The organism is Pseudomonas sp. AM4(2022), from assembly GCF_036346515.1.
GTDB lineage: Bacteria > Pseudomonadota > Gammaproteobacteria > Pseudomonadales > Pseudomonadaceae > Aquipseudomonas > Aquipseudomonas paracarnis.
Map to the genome: position 1 here is coordinate 265810 of NZ_JAOTNW010000001.1, position 19887 is coordinate 285696.

Below are 19887 nucleotides of genomic sequence, written 5' to 3' on the forward strand. Positions count from 1 at the left end.
CTCAGCCTCCGGTTACGGGCGGAAAAAACGCGACTTCGTCACCCGCTTGCACCGGCTCATCAAGGCCGCACAGTTCTTCATTGCGTGCGCACATCAGGCTGCTCTCGTTGAGCACTGCAAACTCCGGATCAGCGGCCAGCGCCAGGCGCACAGCATCGACGGTGGCGAAATCGCCCTCCATCTCCAGCGAATCAAAGCCCACCGCTTCGGCATAACGCGCAAAAAACAATACGTTGATGCTCATACCTGATCCGCCTTGAAATGCCCGCTTTTACCGCCAAGCTTTTCCAGCAGGCGAATGCTTTCGATGGTCATGCCACGGTCCACCGCCTTGCACATGTCGTAGATCGTCAGCGCGGCGACGCTGGCGGCAGTCAGTGCCTCCATCTCCACGCCGGTCTGGCCGGAGAGCTTGCAGCGCGCCAGGATATGCACGGCATCCACGCCATCGGCGCGCAGTTCGACCTTGACCCCGGTGAGCATCAGCGGGTGGCACAGGGGGATCAAGTCACTGGTTTTTTTCGCCGCCTGGATCCCGGCGATACGGGCCACGGCAAATACGTCGCCCTTGGGGTGGGCGCCGTCGACAATCATTGTCAGCGTTTCGGGCAACATGCGCACCCGCGCTTCGGCCACGGCCTCACGGAACGTCACGGCTTTGTCGGTGACGTCGACCATATGGGCGCGACCTTGGGAATCGAGATGAGTCAGCACAGCGATACTCCTGATCAGGAGCAGCGATTGTAAACCTGTGGGTCAAATTTGCGCAGGGCTGTTTATTCCATAAATACAGGGGTGCACTGCACCAGTGCCGCACTTTGTAGGAGCGAGCTTGCTCGCGAAAAACTCACAGACACCACGCTTACTCAGGAAACACGCGTTATCGTTGACGTTCTTCGCGAGCGAGCTCGCTCCTACAGCGGGTGATGGATGCTGGCAATAGTGCAATGCCCCCCCTTTACCCACAACACCCAAGGTTAGAAACGGAAGGTAAACCCGGCGTTGATCCCGTTGTTGTTACCGCGGTTGGACAGCAAGCCGCTGTAGTTCAGCGACACCAGGGTGTCTTTGGTCAAGGCCATTTCCGCACTGGCCTTGATCACCGCGCCATCCCGGGCGACGGGCACGCTATTAACGGCAAAAACAGTGTCGCTGCCGGCAAACTTCAGCGAGGCTTCGCGATCGTTATCACCGAACTGATGCTCCCAACCCAGCTCACCGCGCAACGTCACGGCCGAGGTGGAGCTGACCGGCAACTGCGTATGCGCACGCAGGCCCACCGTAGAGAGCGTCGCGTCCTGGCTTTGCTTGCTGGCGTGCAAGGCAGCGGCGCCGCCTTTTTCCTTGAACGAATCGCTCTGGTAGTTCAGGTACGTGAGGTTGGCGAAGGGTTCGAACTGGTTCCACTGGGTGTAGCCGATCTCGGCAAACACTTGGTCGGTGCGCGCATTGTAATCGGCCTTGGCATAGTCCGACTGGTTGGCGTAAGCCACCCGCCGCGAAGTATCCAGACGGTGCCAGGTGGTAGCGCCGCCCAGGCGTAAGGCGATTGCCTCGAAGCGCTTACCGCCATACACCGACAGGTGATAGTTGTCGCTGTCCGCCGAAGCCGACCGACCATTGAGGTGGCTCTGGGTATAACCGGTCGCCGCCCCCACGCGCCAGCCGTCGCTGACCTCGGTATCCAGCCCCAGCAACACCCCACTGGTGGACGAGGAATAGCCACTGGCGTTGTTATCACCGCTGACGTTATTGCGCCCACCGAGCAGCTGCACCCAGCCGCCGTTGTCACGACTATCGATCTGCGCGCTGGAATCCAGTGCCTGGGCCTGTTGCAGACGAGCATTCACCGCTTCGCGAAGGTATCGACTGTCGGCCATTTGCGCCGCCGCAACATCCGAATGCAGCTGCCCCGACAATTGCTTGAATGCATCCCGTGCCTGGGCGGCGGAATCGGAAGCCAACAGGCTTTCGTAAACCGGGCTGCCGGCGCCCAGCTTCTCGGCCGCCGTCGCCACAGCCCGTTCGTTGCGGGTTTGTGCGACGCTGGCGAAGGTGGTCTGGTTGCGCGCTATCGCCAGGGTCAGTTGGTTCGGTTGGTAAGCGAGTTGCGTGCCGATGAACAGGTAGTTGGGCGCGAACGCCGCAAACTGGCCATTGATACCTTGGCTGGCGCTGAGGATGTTGAACTGCTGGCCCAGCAAACTGCGCGCCTCGCTGGCGGACAGCAGGTTGGGGCTGTTCTCCAGGGACACGTTCACCACACCGCCATTGAGGGTCGCCACGCCGCTGCTCTGGATCTGGTCGCTGCGGCCATTGGCCCCCACTTCAACGGCATACACCGAGCCCGGATTGAAGGTCACGTCGCCGGTACGCAGCGTGCCAATCGAATGCCCCGGCGCCACGCGCCCGCCAGTGTTGACGGTCAGGGCGCCCACCGTGCCGTTGCCGGCCAGGGTGCCGCCCAAGGTGGTCACCACGCCGTTGTCCGCATTACGCGTGCCCACGGCGCTGCCATCCACCGTCACGGCAGAGGTCAACGCGCCATCCACCGACAATGTGCCACCGCGCACCCAGGTGCTGCCTGAATAGGTGTTCTGGCCTTCCAGCACCAATTCGCCATCCCCCGACTTGACCAGGCTACCGACGTAGGTGGCGCCGGTGAGCAAGTCCTGGCCACGGGTCAGCGTCGCCTGTTCCCGGGCATGGCCGATCTCGTATTCGAACTGATCATCGGCCGAGGCATTGGCGGGCAGACCATTGAGCCAGCCCTTCTGCTGCTTGGTCGCCGCCCAGGTGGCCTGCTCGGCAGCATCTTCCACACGGCGGGCGCGAATGGCTTCATCGGAAATCGGGTTGGCCCAGATATCGCGGGTACCGGTAGGCAAGGCTACCGCCACGGCGCCAAGGAACTGCCCCGGCCCTTGCATCGCTTTTTGCAGATTGGGCAGGCCCCATCCGCTGACCACACCCGGCACTTGCGGCGTTCCCGGCGCGGCATCATGCACCGGTTGCAGGTTGTCGTAGGTGCGCCCTCCCGTCAGCTCGCCCACGGGCGTGTCCGCACCGTCCGGCGCCTGCAGGCTGGAGGTGGTGAGCAACACATCCCGCGCCTGGCTGGCGGTCATGTAGGGAAAGCGCTGGATCACCAGGGCCAAGGCGCCGGAAACGCTCGGCGCCGCCGCGGAGGTGCCATTGGCATTCGGGATGATTTCGCCCTCAGGCCCGGCAGACGGGATGCCCGATACGCCCATTACACACCACCACTTCGAGGTGCCGCAGCGGTTGTAGACCTGGGCGCTGGTCTCGTCATAGCCGGTGATCGCGAGGAACTTGCCTTCGATATCCGGCTTGAAAAACGGCAGGTTCGCGTTGGTGTCAGGGTTGGCACCATGGCTGTCGTTGCCCGCCGAGATGATCTGGATAAAGGTGTTCTGGCGGGCCGCGTCGGCCATGGCGTCCATCCAGGTTTTGTGCCCGGCGCGGGCCTTGTCCCAGAACGGGCGATAGGCGGCGGTCATGTCCCGCAGGTTTTGCGCGGCGCTGTCGCCGACATTACCGAAGTGGTTCTCCACGTCATCGCGCGAGCTTTGCCCCCAGCTCTGGTTGACGATCGAGACGTTCTTGGCCGCCAGGGCGTTGTAGCTGGCCATGAACGCGTTGTAGTCGAGGTCGTTGGAGCCTTGGTACCGATCGTTGTCGCTGCCGCCGGTGTTGGCGACAAAAATATTCGCATCGAAGGCGATTCCATGCATACCGGTGCCGTTGCGGCTGGCCCCAAGCACACCGGACATTTCCGTCCCGTGGCCATCGTTGAACGCCGGGTCATATTCCCCGGAAATACTGAAATGCTCACCCTGCTTGAACTCGCCGCTGGGCACTTCAAGACGGTAGCGCGGATGGGTGGCGTAGTACTCGCCGGTGGAGGTCACCGCCTGTACCCGATCCTGGCCCTGGGCATTCTTGCCCTGAAACTCGAAGTGCCTGGTAAGGATGCCCGAGTCGAGCACGCCGACATTCACACCCTTGCCGGTGATGCCCAGGGCATAGGCGTAATACGCGTTGGTGCGGTCCAGGCCAGAGTTGACCTGGGCTTCCGGGGTTTTCCAGGTTTGCGCGTTGGCGCTCCAGTCACGGGTTGCGCCGGCCCAGGACTGGCCTGCGTTCAACTGCCCGCTGAGGTTGCTGCTCACGCCCGGCTCGACGTAGGTGTAAGGCTTGGCGGCCGGCAGGTTGGCGATAATGGCCTTGGAGAAATCGAGGATATTGGTGGTGTAACGGCCGCTGTTGCTGAACAGCCGGCTGCGGTAGTAATCCAGGCGCGAGGCATAGTCCAGTGGCTGCCGCGTGTCGCCGAGCATGGCGCCGATGGTCAGGTTTTCGGGTTGTAGCTCGTAGTTTTGCTTGAGGGCCGAATCGAACTTGCCGGACTGGGCGGCGAAATCCTTGGCGGCGAGATCGACGATATCCGCGTAGGCAAACCTGAGGTTTTTGTACACGGCGGTATCAGGGCCGAATGACGCGACGGCTGTCCTGAACGCCGATTCCAACACCTGCGGGGTGTAAGGATTGTCGTCTGCATTGGCCGTGAAGCTGTGCCCCAGCCATAAGGCCAGGCCAAGTGCTATGGGCGTGAGGGGTATCGTCTTGAAACGGGGGGTGCGATTGCGTTGCGACACAGTGAAGCCATTACCTGCTACGTCCATTTTCCTTTCCCTTTGGATATGTGCGTCATCAATGAGCGATGTATCGGGCTTTTGTAATAGGCAGGGTCACGGTGAAAACCCTGGACAGGTTTTCTAAGCGTTCGTCGAATCAAGGAGGTGGTGTTCCGACGGGGTCTTGCAGTGTTCTTATAGTTTTTTACCGCGAGAAAAAATGTAACAAAATAATTACAGAAACCACAAGCACCCAGGACGCGTTAACGCAGGCAAATGTCGCACAGAACAAAAACCCCGGACTTCGTGAAAAATCCGGGGCTTTTCGTAGCAGGTTCAATGTAGTTACAGATGGGACTCGGCGTATTCAGCCAGAATCGAACGCGGTACCCCTTGCAGCGCAATGTGCACGCCGTTCGGGAAGTCTTTGAAGCGTTCCGTCAGGTAGGTCAGCCCGGAGCTGGTCGCGGACAGGTAAGGGGTATCGATCTGCGCCAGGTTGCCCAGGCACACCACTTTGGAACCGGCGCCGGCACGGGTGATGATGGTTTTCATCTGGTGCGGCGTAAGGTTCTGGCATTCATCGATCAGAATCAGGCTTTGCTGGAAGCTGCGACCTCGGATGTAGTTGAGGGATTTGAACTGCAACGGCACTTTGCTGAGGATGTAGTCGACGCTGCCATGGGTGTTTTCGTCATCCATGTGCAAGGCTTCGAGGTTGTCGGTAATCGCCCCCAGCCACGGCTCCATTTTTTCCGCTTCGGTGCCGGGCAGAAAGCCGATCTCCTGGTCCAGGCCCTGCACGCTGCGGGTGGCGATGATGCGGCGATAGCGTTTGGTCACCATGGTCTGTTCGATGGCGGCGGCCAGGGCCAGGATGGTTTTGCCCGAACCCGCGGCGCCGGTCAGGTTGACCAGATGGATGTCCGGGTCGAGCAGCGCATAAAGCGCCAGGCTCTGGTAGATATCACGCGGTTTCAGGCCCCAGGCTTCCTGGTGCAACAGGGGTTCCTGATGCAGGTCGAGGATCAGCAACTTGTCGACCTGGATCTCTTTGATCCAGCCCACGAAGCCCTGTTCATCGACAATGAACTCATTGATATGCACGGCCGGCAGGTTGTCGATCAGCTGTACCTGATGCCAGGTGCGGCCGTGGTCCTGACGGGTTTCGACCTTGCTGACACGGTCCCAGAACGAGCCGGTCATCATGTGATAACCACGCGAGAGCATCGACACGTCGTCGACCAGTTGGTCGGTGCTGTAGTCCTCGGCAGCGATCCCACACGCTCGTGCCTTGAGGCGCATATTGATGTCTTTGGTCACCAGCACCACGCGCAGGTCCTTGTCGCGGGCGTGCAGGTCGATCAATTGGTTGATGATTTTGTTGTCGTTCAGGTTTTCCGGCAGCAGGCTGTTGGGCTCGCTGCGCTTGCTCATCAGGATCGACAGCAAGCCCTTGGGCCCGCTCTTGCCACGCTGGATGGGCACGCCAACCTCAACGTCCTCGGGCGAGGCTTCGCCCAATGTCTTGTCGATCAGACGGATGGCCTGGCGGCATTCGGCGGCAACGCTGTGATGGCCGCTTTTGAGTTTGTCGAGCTCCTCAAGCACGATCATCGGGATGGCGACGTGGTGTTCTTCGAAGTTAAGCAGTGCGTTTGGATCGTGGATCAATACGTTGGTATCAAGCACATAAAGGATTGGCTGGTCGGAAGAAGGGTTACGTCCATGATCATCCATACTCGGTCACCTTTGTGGGAGCCATTCGACGCAATACCTGGGCGGTGCTGCGCCTCGATTCGACCACCGATTGCACCTTGAGTAAGGTCAAGTGCAGTGCCCACATGAGGAGTCTTGGAAGACGCCACCTGTGCTGCAGGTTTCGGCGATCTGACTTCGTAATACCGCAAAACCCATGACAGGAAAAAGCACTTTGACGTTTTTTTGAAGTTTATTTTTCAGGATGACGAATAGCACTAGCCGAGTGCCATGTACCCCGTTAAAGTCGGAAGTCCGCCTGCATCGAAATGTCGCAGCAAATCACCCCGAAAACACCCCATCGCCAGCAAAGCCGGGCACTTCATCGAAATGCCTCGCGACACTCTTGCCAACCCAAGCCACTCTGCGTCGTTGCCTGCAATACCATCGGCAATGCCACCCGCGCCTTGTCCTGGGTGTCGTGAAACACGATCACGCCTTTGCGCCACAGCAGCATCAACGTCAGCACCCGTTGCGCCGACTCATCAGCCTTGAGCTTGCCCGGCTCGTCCTGGGAATCGATGTCCCATAACGCCACTTGCAAGCCCTGTTGCTGGAAGAAGCCCTGGCTGTCCGCACGGCGTTGCCCATACGGCGGGCGGAACAGCGGCACATAATTTTCCGGCAGCAAATGCTGCACCAGCGAAGCGCTGCGGGTGATAGAGCCTTGCCACTCGACCCAATGGCTATGGGAGCGATACTGCCAACCCTGGGTGCCCACGCATTGGCCCTGGTAGAGCGCCTGCACATCCGCGCCAGAACTGCGCTCCACGCGGGTTTGCAGGCTGCTGCCAAGGACGAAGAACGTGGCGTTCATCTTCTGTTTGCGCAGGTAATCGGTGAGCCAGTCGGTATTGCCGCCAACCGGCGCCGGGCCTGCGTCGAAGGTCAGCAAGAACAGGCGGTCGTTGAGCTCGTCGCCATTGCGCTCATGATCGCCAAAGCGCGCCACTTCACTGCTGATCTGCGGAAACAGCGCGGCCTTGCGCAGCAGCTCGTCCAGATAGCGTTCATGGAAATGCCGGCTGGGCGCGGCCCAGCCTATATAGAAAGAGTTGTCACTGACCTCGAACTTGCCGGCCTGCTCACGCAGGTCGTCCATGTTTTCCACCAGGTAGCAGAACGAGGCGTCTTCTTCGCAGCTCTGCTGGGCGAATGTGTAGTTCTCCAACAGCCGTTGCCAGAGCTGGCGACGCAGGTCGTCGATAGCAGCCAGGTTGATGATCTTCAACCCCAAGCGCTGCTTGAGCGCGACGTCGTCCAGGGCTTCGCTGGCGAGCAGGCCATGGGCAAACATCAGGATCTCCCCACGCGAAGCCACATCGAACAGCGCCGGGCTGGCGAGTTTTTCCGGCCAGGTACTACGATCCAGGCTGGCGACATCCACCGGCGCGGCCTGGGCATTCAGGCACAGCAGGCAAGCGGACAATAAAAGCGCTAATCGCACACGGGGTCTCCCTCTGCAGAGTTACCGCCCATCATAGCGGACTGGCCCGCCCTTTTTGTGTAGGAGCGAGCTTGCTCGCGAAAAACGTCTGGGCACCGCGTTTATTCAGTCTGCCAGCATTCTCGTTGACGACTTTCGCGAGCAAGCTCGCTCCTACGCAAAAACCGGGGCCTATCGGCTTGATAGGTGGAGTCGAACGCTCCAACCCCCTAGAATCCCCCCACGATTCCAGGAGCCAACTTCATGCTGATGGTGATTTCCCCCGCCAAAACCCTCGACTTCGAGTCCAAGCCGGTCACTGCGCGCTTCACCCAGCCGCAGTACCTGGACCACTCACAGGAACTGATCGAGCAACTGCGCGAACTGAGCCCGGCGCAAATCAGTGAACTGATGCACGTCTCCGACAAGATCGGTGGCCTCAACGCCGCGCGTTTCGGCAGCTGGACGCCCGCCTTCACTCCGGCCAACGCCAAGCAGGCGCTGCTGGCGTTCAAGGGCGACGTGTATACCGGCCTGAATGCCGAGACCTTCAGCGATGCCGATTTCAGCTATGCCCAGGACCACCTGCGCATGCTCTCGGGCCTCTACGGCCTGCTGCGCCCGTTGGATTTGATGATGCCGTACCGCCTGGAGATGGGTACCAAGCTGGCCAATGCCCGTGGCAAGGACCTCTATGCCTTCTGGGGCACGCGCATCAGCGAGTGGTTGAATGAGGCACTGGCCGAGCAAGGCGACGATGTGCTGCTCAACCTGGCGTCCAATGAGTATTTTTCGGCGGTCAAGCGCACGGCCTTGAAGGCACGGATTATCAACACCGAGTTCAAGGACCTGAAGAACGGCCAATACAAGATCATCAGCTTCTACGCGAAAAAAGCCCGGGGCATGATGAGCCGGTTTGTGATTGAAGAACGCATCAACAACCCGGCGCAGCTCAAGCAGTTCGATGTGCAGGGTTACCGCTTCAATGCGGAGCAGTCCAAGCCGGATAACCTGGTGTTTTTGCGCGATCACGCACCGGAATAAGGCCTTGCCCCCTGTTTTAGACAATGAGATCCAACTGTGGGAGCGGGCTTGCTCGCGAAAGCAGGGTGCCAGTCGATACATGTATGACTGAAACACCGCTTTCGCGAGCAAGCCCGCTCCCACATTTTGTTCGCATTTCAGGCGGAGATACGTCATTTATTTGGCGTCAAAAAATATTCAGACACATCCCTAACAATTTATTCACTCGACACTCGTCGGTTTTTTTCGTAGTGGCACCACTTTTTTTTAACAGTAGTGGCACAAAACTATCCTCTCGCACCAACTCCCCATAACTACTGGCCTAAATAGCAAGTGCTATCAATATAGTACCAGTGCCATCTTTTCTAATATTTCAAAAAATTTCCGGAAAGGGGATGAGCGGCCAGGAACTTCGTCCTGAAGCACCGCTCATACCACCGGTAACGAAATTCTCTGTTTACGTAAGAGATGACTTACATACCGACCAATGGAAGTAGCCAAGTTGTCATAAAGCACTTTGGCTCGAAGGTCATATTATCAACTGATTGAGTTGAGGGCGGCGATAAGGACTCATTGCCAACCCCTAAAGGCCAAGGCAGCGCTGACCTAAATGAGCCAGTGTTAACACCCAAGGCATTGATATTAAAAGGCTTATCGCCTTTATCAAAGCCCTGCGGCACTGGCGCCGGACCCTTCCGCCATGGAAAACCGGCTGCATTTCAGGGCAAGCCCCAATAACAAGGCCACGTTGCGCACAACTTGAGTGCAATAGTTAGTCACTCGCTATTTAACATGCCTGCACGCGGTAAGTCGGCGTCTATTCGCCCAACTTTCGCGGCATCAGTGACGCTTGCAAACATGAACTCCGGCCATCTAATGGCATGATTTAAACATAGAGGTAATTGCGATGCGCATCAGCATATTTGGTTTGGGTTACGTTGGCGCCGTGTGTGCCGGTTGCCTGTCTGCCCGTGGCCATGAAGTGGTCGGCGTAGACATCTCCAAGGAAAAGATCGACCTGATCAATGCGGGTAAATCCCCTATCGTTGAACCGGGTCTGGGCGAACTGTTGAGCCAGGGCATCGCAACCGGTCGACTGCGCGGTACCACCAACTTCGCCGAAGCCATCCGCGACACCGACTTGTCGATGATTTGCGTCGGTACGCCGAGCAAGAAAAACGGCGACTTGGAGCTCAACTACATCGAATCGGTATGCCGTGAGATCGGTTTTGTGCTGCGCGACAAGACCACTCGCCACACCATCGTGGTGCGCAGCACCGTACTGCCAGGCACTGTGGCCAACGTGGTAATCCCGATCCTGGAAGACTGCTCCGGCAAGAAAGCCGGTGTGGATTTCGGCGTTGCGGTCAACCCGGAGTTCCTGCGTGAATCCACCGCCATCGCCGACTACGACCTGCCGCCGATGACCGTCATCGGTGAGTTCGACACCGCCTCCGGCGACGTCCTGCAGTCGCTGTACGAAGAGCTAGATGCGCCGATCATCCGCAAAGACATCGCCGTCGCCGAAATGATCAAGTACACCTGCAACGTGTGGCACGCCACCAAAGTCACCTTCGCCAACGAGATCGGCAACATCGCCAAGGCCGTCGGCGTCGATGGTCGTGAAGTGATGGAAGTGGTCTGCCAGGACAAGACCCTCAACCTGTCCCAGTACTACATGCGCCCAGGCTTCGCTTTCGGCGGTTCGTGCCTACCCAAAGACGTGCGTGCCCTCACCTACCGCGCCGGTTCCCTGGACGTGGAAGCACCGCTGCTCAACTCGCTGATGCGCAGCAACGAGTCCCAGGTACAGAACGCCTTCGACATCGTGTCCAGCCACGACAAGCGCAAAGTTGCGCTACTGGGCCTGAGCTTCAAGGCCGGCACCGACGACCTGCGCGAAAGCCCGCTGGTAGAGCTGGCAGAAATGCTGATCGGCAAGGGTTACGACCTGAGCATCTACGACAGCAACGTCGAGTACGCCCGTGTACACGGCGCGAACAAGGACTACATCGAAGGCAAGATCCCTCACGTGTCGTCCCTGCTCAACTCGGATTTCGATGATGTGATCAACAACTCCGACGTGATCATCCTCGGTAACCGTGACGAGAAGTTCCGTGCCCTGGCGCATAACGCTCCGGAAGGCAAGCAAGTGGTCGACCTGGTGGGCTTCATGTCCAAGGCCACCAGCGTGAGTGGCCGTACCGAAGGTATTTGCTGGTAACAGCAACGGCAAGTTTCAGGCTGCCAGTGGCTTACCCCCAGCGCTTGCAGCCTGAAGCCTCCTCACCTTGCGGATGACGCTTATGTCCAAGTTAAAACATGTATTTCTGCAATCCGCCGGCTGGCTGTTCTTTCTCAGCCTGCTGATGGGGCTCGCCCTGCTGTTGCCGGCGAGCACCTTCGATTCGCAATCGAAGAATTTTATTTTCCTGATTGGTGCCGTGGGTATCTGGCGCTACTCGATGGGCGCGACGCATTTCTTTCGCGGCATGCTGTTCCTGTACGTGGTGTACCCGCACCTGCGCCGCAAAGTGCGCAAGCTGGGCAAGGCCGCCGACCCGTCCCATGTGTTCCTGATGGTCACCAGTTTTCGTATCGACGCGCTGACCACCGCCCAGGTCTACAGCTCGGTGATTCGCGAAGCCATCGACTGCGGCTTCCCCACCACCGTGGTCTGCTCGCTGGTGGAAATGTCCGATGAGCTGCTGGTCAAGAGCCTCTGGGAAAAGCTCAACCCGCCGGCTCACGTCAAGCTCGACTTCGTGCGTATCGCCGGTACTGGCAAGCGTGACGGCCTGGCGTTCGGTTTCCGTGCCATCTCCCGCCACTTGCCGGACGACCGCGCCGTGGTTGCCGTGATCGATGGCGACACCGTGCTGGCCGAAGGCGTAGTGCGCAAGACCGTGCCGTGGTTCCAACTGTTCGGCAATGTCGGTGGCCTGACCACCAACGAATTCTGCGAAGTGCGCGGCGGCTACATCATGAGCGAATGGCACAAGCTGCGCTTCGCCCAACGCCACATCAACATGTGCTCCATGGCTCTGTCCAAGCGCGTGCTCACCATGACCGGGCGCATGTCGGTGTTCCGCGCCAGCGTAGTGACTGACCCGGGCTTTATCGCCGACGTGGAAAGCGACTCGCTGCAACACTGGCGCCTGGGCCGCTTCAAGTTCCTCACCGGGGATGACAAGTCCAGCTGGTTCAGCCTGATGCGTCTGGGCTACGACACTTTCTACGTGCCGGACGCCGCGATCAACACCGTGGAGCACCCGCCGGAAAAGAGCTTTATCAAAGCCAGCCGCAAGCTGATGTTCCGCTGGTACGGCAACAACCTGCGCCAGAACTCCCGTGCCCTGGGCCTGGGCGTGCGTCGCCTCGGCTTGTTCACTAGCGTGGTGCTGTTCGACCAGCGCGTGTCGATGTGGACCTCCCTGCTCGGCCTGACCGTGGCCATGATCGCCACCTTCAAGTACGGCGGCGCGTTCATCCTCGCCTACCTGCTGTGGATCGGCATTACCCGCCTGATCCTCACCCTGCTGTTGTCGTGCTCCGGCCACAAGATCGGCCCGGCCTACCCGCTGATTCTCTATTACAACCAGATCATGGGCGCGTTGGTGAAGATCTACGTGTTCTTCCGCCTTGATCAACAGTCCTGGACCCGCCAGGACACCAAACTGACCCGCGATTTGGCCAGCTTTCAACGTTGGTTCAACACCTGGTCGTCTCGGACCATGACCTTCTCCGCCGGCAGCATCTTCGTTGCCGTGTTGCTGATGATGGTCTGACCCTGCCAAGCCTGAATTAACTAGGAAATCGAATACTATGAACAGCCAAGTAAACGCCAACGTTGTCCACGAATCCGAAGCCCAGCGCCAACACGCCCGGGTGAAAATCCCGGCCAAGCTGCGCTTCTTCAACAGCGACCGCACGCCGACCGAAGCAAAGGTTATCGACCTGTCCGCCGGCGGCCTGGCCTTCACCGCCACCCAGCCGCTCACCATCGGCCAAGTGCACAAAGGCCGCCTGCAGTTCGTGATCGACAACCTCGGCCTGGCCATGGACGTGGAGCTGCAGATTCGCTCCTACGACCGCCAGACCGGCCGCACCGGTTGCCAGTTCCAGAACCTCGATGCCCAGGATATTTCCACCCTGCGCCACCTGATCACCTCGCACCTGTCTGGCGACATCGTGACTATGGGCGACGTACTCGCGACCCTGCAACGCGACAACTTCACCAAGGCACGCAAGGTCAAGGATGGCGGCAGCGGCATGACCGCGTTCGGTCGCCTGCGCGCCGTGACCTTCAGCCTGGCGATCTTTTTGGTGGGCCTGGCGGCCTTCGGTTTTGTGGTCAAGTCGCTCTACGGCATGTACTTCGTCAGCCACGCCCAGGCCGGCCTTGTCAGCGTACCGGGCATGAACGTGACCATGCCCCGTGACGGCACCGTGCAAAGCCTGCTCAAAGGTGACTCGGTAGCGGCCAAAGGCGCGCCCCTGGCGACCTTCAGCACCAGCATGCTCGATGTGCTCAAGGGCCACCTGGACGAAGACCAGTTGCAACCGGCCAAGGTTGAAGAGCTGTTCGGCAAGCAAATGACCGGCACCCTGACGTCGCCCTGCGATTGCGTGGTAGCCCAGCAATTGGTCGCCGACGGCCAGTACGCCAGCAAAGGTGATGTGATCTTCCAACTGGTGCCACGCGGCAGCCAGGCCAATGTGGAAGCGCGCTTCAGCTATCGCCAGTTTGGTGATGTGCGCCCAGGTACGCAGGTGAACTTCCAGGTCGCCGACGAAGAACAAGTGCGCACCGGCACCATCGTCAGCAGCACCAGCCTGAACAGCGCCGACCTGTCCTCCGACATCCGTGTGCAAATCAAGCCCGACGCACCGCTGGACAGCACCTACGCCGGCCGCCCGGTGGAAGTCACCAGCGACCGTGGCCCATCGCTGAACTGGCTGATCGACAAAGCCATGGCTCACGGTCTGTAAGCGAGGACATGCCTGTGATGACTCTCTCAAAAACACCACAATCCCTGTGGGAGCGGGCTTGCTCGCGAAAGCAGTGTGTCAGCCAACACATGCATCAACTGACAGGGCCTCTTCGCGAGCAAGCCCGCTCCCACATTGGTTCTGTGTGCACATTGGCACTGGCAATCTCGTTGGCCGGTTGCGCCGGCCTGCCCGACCAGCGCCTGGCCAACGAAGCCCTCAAGCGCGGCGACACCGTCACCGCGCAGCAGAATTACCAGCAACTGGCGGAACTGGGCTACAGCGAGGCCCAGGTGGGCCTGGCCGATATCCAGGTCGGCACCCGCGATCCGGCGCAGATCCAGCAGGCCGAAGCCACTTACCGTGCAGCGGCGGACACCTCGCCACGCGCCCAGGCACGCCTGGGTCGCCTGCTGGCGGCCAAGCCCGGCGCCAGCGAAGCCGAACACCACGAAGCCGAAACGTTGCTGAAAAAAGCCTTTGCCAATGGCGAAGGCAATACCTTGATCCCGCTGGCAATGCTGTACCTGCAATACCCGCACAGCTTCCCCAATGTGAATGCCCAACAGCAGATCAGCCAATGGCAGGCGGCGGGTTACCCGGAGGCCGGCCTGGCCCAGGTGCTGCTGTATCGCACCCAGGGTACCTACGATCAGCACCTGGATGATGTGGAGCGCATCTGCAAAGCCGCGCTGAACACCACCGATATCTGCTACGTCGAGCTGGCCACGGTCTATCAGAAAAAACAGCAGCCGGAACAACAGGCCGAACTGCTCAAGCAAATGGAAGCCGGCTACAGCCGTGGCACCGTCACCGCCCAGCGCGTCGACAGCGTCGCCCGCGTACTCGGCGATGCCACCCTCGGCACCCCGGACGAAAAAACCGCCCAGGCTTTGCTTGAAAAAATCGCCCCCGGCTACCCGGCGTCCTGGGTCAGCCTGGCGCAACTGCTCTACGACTTTCCCGAACTGGGCGACGTCGACCAGATGATGAAGTACCTCGACAACGGCCGCGCCGCCGACCAGCCACGCGCCGAATTGCTGCTGGGCAAGCTCTACTACGAAGGCAAGTGGGTGCCGGCCGATGCCAAGGCTGCCGAGGCGCATTTCGAGAAAGCCGTGGGCCGTGAAGTGGCCGCCGATTACTACCTCGGCCAGATCTACCGCCGTGGCTACCTGGGCAAGGTTTACCCGCAAAAAGCCCTGGACCACCTGCTGACCGCAGCGCGCAACGGCCAGAACAGCGCCGACTTCGCCATCGCCCAACTGTTTTCCCAAGGCAAGGGCACCAAGCCCGACCCGTTGAACGCCTATGTCTTCAGCCAGTTGGCCAAGGCGCAGGACACGCCAGAGGCCAACGACCTGGCCACCCAGCTCGAAGCGCCGTTGACGCCTGCGCAACGCGCCGAAGGCCAACGCCTGGTGCAACAGGAACTGGCCGCCCGCGGCACCCTGGCCCAAAGCACGCTGCAACTGCACGCCCTGCAAGAAGAAGACGGCGAGGAATCCCTATGAAGCTCAACCCATTCGTCAAGGCCGGTATCGGCCTGTCCTTCGCCCTGCTGTGGTCGTGCCCGACCCTGGCCGCGCTCACCGAAGCCAAGAACTTCGGCCTGGAAGTCAAAGCCACCGCGCAGTCTGAAGATGACCGCGACCTCGGCACCCAGAAAGGCGGCGACGTCAACGGCATCGGCCTCGACCTGCGCCCTTGGATCTACGGCGAAAGCGGCGCGTGGAGTGCCTACGCCATGGGCCAGGCGGTGGTGTCCAGCGACATCATCGAGACCGACACCCTGCAACAGTCGGCCGATGACACCACCGAGCAGCAGTCGAGCAACGACGACCGCAAGGCCAAGAAAAACTATCTGGCCCTGCGTGAGTTCTGGGTCGGCTACAGCGGCTTCACGCCCTACCCCGGCGAGATCCTCAAGTTCGGCCGCCAGCGCCTGCGCAATGACGACGGCCAATGGCGCGACACCAACATCGAAGCGCTGAACTGGACCTTCGACACCACCTTGCTCAAGGCCAATGTCGGCGCTGCCGAACGTTTCAGCGAATACCGCACCGACCTCAAGGAATTGTCGCCGGTCGACAAAGACCGCCAGCACTTCTACGCCGACGCTGCCTACCAGTGGACGCCGGGCCAGTGGATCGGCGTGCGCGGCCACCACACCCATGACGACGGCAAGCTCGACTACGCCGAACCGGGTGTCGCCAGCGACCCGTTGGACAAGCGCGAAAACGGCGACCTGACCTGGCTGGGCATCGAAGCCAACAGCGATGCCTATAACTGGCGCAACACCAACACGGTCAACTACTGGGCCAGCATCACCGGCATGCGCGGCGACCGCGACAAGGTCAACGCCTTGAACGCCGACGGCACGCGCCCCACCAGCGCCAAGCGCAGCGATGACCTGAGCGGCTGGGCCACCGACATCGGCGTGCGCCTGCGCCTCGACCCGCAGTGGCAAGTCGGCGCGGCCTATTCGCGCGCCAGTGCCGAATACGAGCAGAACGGCCTGCAAAGCAACCGTTCGAACTGGACCGGCACCCAGTCTCGCGTGCATCGCTTCGGTGAAGCGTTTCGCGGCGAAATGAACAACATGCAGTCCATGAGCCTGTTCGGTTCCTGGCAACTGCGCGAGGACTATGACGCCAGCCTGGTGTACCACAAGTTCTGGCGCGTGGACGGCAACAAGCCGGTGGGCAGCAATGGCATTGATGCGGTGCAAAACAACACCGACGACGTCACCGGCGCGATCCTCTCCAGCACCTCCCTGCCCCTTGAAGACGGCAAGAAAGACCTCGGCCAAGAGATGGACCTGGTGGTCACCAAGTACTTCAAGAAAGGCTTGCTGCCTGCGGCGCTGAGCCAATCGATCGATGAGCCGTCGGCGCTGGTGCGTTTGCGTGCCGGCGTGTTCAAGCCCGGCGATGCCTATGGCAGCCAGGTCGACTCCTACATGCACCGCGCGTTCGTCGACGTGGTCTGGAAATTCTGATGGGAGCCTGCGCCATGAATGCTCAAAGCCTACTCGTCGCGGCAATGCTGATGGCCAGCGCCACAGCGTTCGCCGATACGGCGGCCAAGGCGCCGACCATCGCCAAGGAACTGCAACAGGCCAAGACCTACACCATTTCCAGCCCGCCCACCGCGCCGCTGGAAATGGCCAAGCCGGCGCTGCCCGACCTGTCGGGCTACACCGCGCAGGCGATGGAAAAGAAGATCGTCAAGACCAAGGCGGGCAAAATCAGCATCCGCCGCATGATGCAGGAAGACGCGCTCAAGGACTTTATCGGCGGCGATAACAAGATGGCCGAATGGGTGGTGCGCCAGCATGGCATTCCCCAGGCGATCTTCGTCGACGACGGTTACATGAACCTCAAGGACCTGCTGGGCAAGGTGCCCAAGCAGTACTTCAGCGAAACCTCGCCGGGAGTGTTCCTGGCCAAGTTGCCGATCGTGGTGGGCCGTAAAGGCATCCTCGACATCGACAAAAACACCCAGGAACTGCGCCTGTCCCAGCAAGCCGGCTCGTTTTTGATCAACGACGGCCAGCTGTTCGTGCGTGACACCAAGGTCACCGGCTGGGACGAAAAAGCCAACGGCCCGGCGCTGTTCAAGTCGGCCAAAGAGTTCCGCCCGTTCCTGCTGGCCTGGGGCGGCACCGAGACCTATATCTCCAAGACCAAGATGGCCAGCTTCGGCTACGCCAACAGTAAGTCGTACGGGGTGAGTATTTCCCAGTACACGCCGAACATGGCCAAGGTGCTCAAGCGCCCTGAACCGACCGGCTGGATCATCGACTCCGAGTTCTCGGACATGTGGTACGGCTTCTACTGCTACGAGACCACAGGCTTTGTGATCAAGGGCAATACCTACAAAGACAACATCGTCTACGGCATTGACCCCCACGACCGTTCCCACGGCCTGATCATCGCGGACAACACCGTGTACGGCACCAAGAAGAAGCACGGCATCATCATTTCCCGGGAGGTGAACGACAGCTTCATCTTCAACAACCGCAGCTATGACAACAAGCTGTCGGGCCTGGTGATCGACCGTAACAGCGTCAACAACCTGATCGCCGACAACGAGATCTACCGCAACCACACCGACGGCATCACCCTCTATGAGAGCGGTGACAACCTGCTGTGGGGCAACAAGGTAATCAGCAACCGTCGCCACGGTATCCGCGTGCGTAACAGCGTGAACATCAAGCTCTACGAAAACACCTCGATGGCCAACGGCCTGACCGGCGTGTACGGCCACATCAAGGACTTGACCGACACCGACCGCGACATCGCCCTCGACCCGTTCGATGCCAAGGTGTCGCTGATCGTGGTCGGCGGTGAACTGGCGGGTAACGGCAGCGGGCCGCTGTCCATCGACTCGCCGTTGAGTATCGAGTTGTATCGCGTGTCGATGCTGGCGCCGACCAAATCCAGCGGCATCAGCTTCTCCGGCATCCTGGGTGACCGCCAGGAAGAAATTCTCGACCTGCTGGTGCGCCAGCAGAAAGCCGTGCTGATCGACCCCGTCGAACGCCAGACCGAATTGCAGGACTGAGGATGACCCTTATGCACCCATACATGATCAAACTGCTGAGCCTCTCGGGTCTGACCCTCGGCCTGCTCGCGGCCAGCCAGGGCGTACGCGCCGATGAAGTGAAAGCCCCGACCTTCACCGCCGAACCGTGCTGCAGCCTGTGCCCGGCCGCCCATGACGCGAAAAACTACACCACGCGCTACCAGCAGAACTTCACCACCCTGGTACAAGCCCAGGGCGACTGGCTGTTCCGTACCCAGGAAGACCTGCGCACCGAATTCGACACCACCCCGGCCGGCTACAAGCGCATGCAGCAGCTGCACGATGCGTTCAAGAGCAAGGGCGTGGAACTGGTGGTGGTGTACCAACCGACCCGTGGCCTGGTGAACCGCAACAAGCTCAACCCAGAGGAAAAGGCCAAGTACGATTTCGACAAGGCCCTGACCAACTACAAGACCATGCTCGGTCGTTTCGCCAAGATGGGCTACGTGGTGCCAGACCTATCGCCGCTGACCAACGAGCAACTGCCGGATGAATTGCCGGCCCACGATTTCTACTTCCGTGGCGACCAGCACTGGACCCCATACGGCGCCCAGCGCACCGCGAAAATCGTCGCGGCCAAGGTCAAGCAGATGCCGGAATATGCCGAGATTCCCAAACGTGAGTTCGAGACCAAGCGCTCGGGCCGCATGGGCAAGACCGGCACCCTGCACAACATGGCCGGGCAACTGTGCGGCACCAGCTATGCGATCCAGTACATGGACCAGTTCACCACCGAACCCAAGGGCGAGGCCGGTGACGGTGACCTGTTCAGTGATTCGGGCAACCCACAGATCACCCTGGTGGGTACCAGCCATAGCGGCAAGAACTACAACTTTGCCGGTTTCCTCGAAGAAGAAATCGGTGCCGACATCCTCAACGTCGCCTTCCCCGGCGGTGGCCTGGAAGGCTCGATGTTGCAGTACCTGGGCAGCGACGAGTTCCAGAAGACCCCACCGAAGATCCTGATCTGGGAATTCTCGCCGCTGTACCGTCTCGACCAGGAAACCATCTACCGCCAGATGATGGCGCTGCTGGACAACGGCTGCGAAGGCAAGACCGCGCAGATGTCGGCCAGCACCACGCTCAAACCCGGCAAAAACGAACTGATGGTCAACAGCGCCAACAAAGACCTGCGCAACGCCAACCATCAGGTCGATATCCGCTTCGCCGATCCGTCGGTGAAAACCTTGCAAGCCACCCTCTGGTACATGAACGGGCGCCACGAGGACATCAAGATCGAGAAACCCGAAACATCCGATACAGACGGGCGCTTCGCCTTTGAACTGCGCACCGATGAAGACTGGGCCTCGCAGAACTTGCTGGCTGTGGAAGTGCAGGGCCCCGAAGCGGGCGCTGCAGCGCAGAAGGTTGAAGCGAAAATTTGCACACGCAACGTATTTCCAAGCGGTGGTCAGCAGACCGCCCAACTCGGAAAGTGAG

General features: G+C 60.1%; 13 protein-coding genes. 8 read left to right on the forward strand and 5 right to left on the reverse strand.

Going from position 1 to position 19887, the window contains the following annotated elements; genetic code table 11:
• Window position 1: 1 nt before the first annotated feature.
• From moaD to ODQ19_RS01185, 5 genes are all read right to left on the reverse strand, one after another.
• Window positions 2–244: a molybdopterin converting factor subunit 1 gene (gene moaD, locus ODQ19_RS01165; protein ID WP_032877676.1), complete on the reverse strand. Its 243-nt coding sequence runs from the start codon at window positions 242–244 to the stop codon at window positions 2–4.
• Complete coding sequence (gene moaC / locus ODQ19_RS01170; RefSeq protein ID WP_046071003.1) at window positions 241–714, reverse strand: cyclic pyranopterin monophosphate synthase MoaC; 474 nt, start codon at window positions 712–714, stop codon at window positions 241–243. Before moaC ends, moaD begins: the two co-directional genes overlap by 4 nt.
• Window positions 715–977: 263 nt before the next feature.
• The gene (locus ODQ19_RS01175; protein WP_330209148.1) at window positions 978–4706 is read right to left on the reverse strand and encodes an autotransporter domain-containing protein; all 3729 of its coding nucleotides are present in this window, start codon (window positions 4704–4706) and stop codon (window positions 978–980) included.
• Window positions 4707–5003: 297 nt separating this feature from the next.
• A complete protein-coding gene (locus tag ODQ19_RS01180) occupies window positions 5004–6398 on the reverse strand; it encodes a PhoH family protein (RefSeq protein WP_005785025.1) in 1395 nt (464 codons plus the stop codon).
• A 340-nt stretch (window positions 6399–6738) separates the two neighbouring features.
• Window positions 6739–7863 carry a polysaccharide deacetylase family protein gene (locus tag ODQ19_RS01185; protein WP_330209149.1) on the reverse strand — a complete coding sequence of 375 codons (1125 nt, stop codon included), beginning with the start codon at window positions 7861–7863 and terminating at the stop codon, window positions 6739–6741.
• A 243-nt stretch (window positions 7864–8106) separates the two neighbouring features.
• Between ODQ19_RS01185 and yaaA the strand changes: the two genes are divergently transcribed.
• From yaaA to ODQ19_RS01225, 8 genes are all read left to right on the forward strand, one after another.
• Window positions 8107–8886, forward strand: coding sequence for a peroxide stress protein YaaA (yaaA, locus tag ODQ19_RS01190; protein ID WP_330209150.1), 780 nt, complete (start codon window positions 8107–8109; stop codon window positions 8884–8886).
• 886 nt (window positions 8887–9772) lie between these two features.
• Window positions 9773–11089, forward strand: a complete 1317-nt coding sequence (locus ODQ19_RS01195; RefSeq protein WP_003188741.1) for a nucleotide sugar dehydrogenase — start codon at window positions 9773–9775, stop codon at window positions 11087–11089.
• A gap of 82 nt (window positions 11090–11171) precedes the next feature.
• Window positions 11172–12653, forward strand: coding sequence for a mannuronan synthase (gene alg8, locus ODQ19_RS01200; protein WP_003188740.1), 1482 nt, complete (start codon window positions 11172–11174; stop codon window positions 12651–12653).
• Window positions 12654–12690: 37 nt separating this feature from the next.
• On the forward strand, window positions 12691–13857 hold the full coding sequence (locus tag ODQ19_RS01205) for an alginate biosynthesis protein Alg44 (RefSeq protein WP_032893484.1): 1167 nt from the start codon (window positions 12691–12693) through the stop codon (window positions 13855–13857).
• A gap of 89 nt (window positions 13858–13946) precedes the next feature.
• Window positions 13947–15371: an alginate biosynthesis TPR repeat lipoprotein AlgK gene (algK, locus tag ODQ19_RS01210; RefSeq protein ID WP_442962717.1), complete on the forward strand. Its 1425-nt coding sequence runs from the start codon at window positions 13947–13949 to the stop codon at window positions 15369–15371.
• Complete coding sequence (locus ODQ19_RS01215; protein ID WP_032893487.1) at window positions 15368–16858, forward strand: alginate export family protein; 1491 nt, start codon at window positions 15368–15370, stop codon at window positions 16856–16858. The genes algK and ODQ19_RS01215 overlap by 4 nt, the downstream gene beginning before the upstream one ends.
• Window positions 16858–18426 carry a mannuronan 5-epimerase AlgG gene (algG, locus tag ODQ19_RS01220; RefSeq protein ID WP_032893489.1) on the forward strand — a complete coding sequence of 523 codons (1569 nt, stop codon included), beginning with the start codon at window positions 16858–16860 and terminating at the stop codon, window positions 18424–18426. Before ODQ19_RS01215 ends, algG begins: the two co-directional genes overlap by 1 nt.
• Window positions 18427–18437: 11 nt before the next feature.
• Window positions 18438–19886 (forward strand): alginate O-acetyltransferase, encoded by a 1449-nt coding sequence (locus tag ODQ19_RS01225; protein ID WP_330209152.1) that lies wholly within the window; start codon window positions 18438–18440, stop codon window positions 19884–19886.
• The last annotated feature ends 1 nt before the right edge of the window (window position 19887 follow it).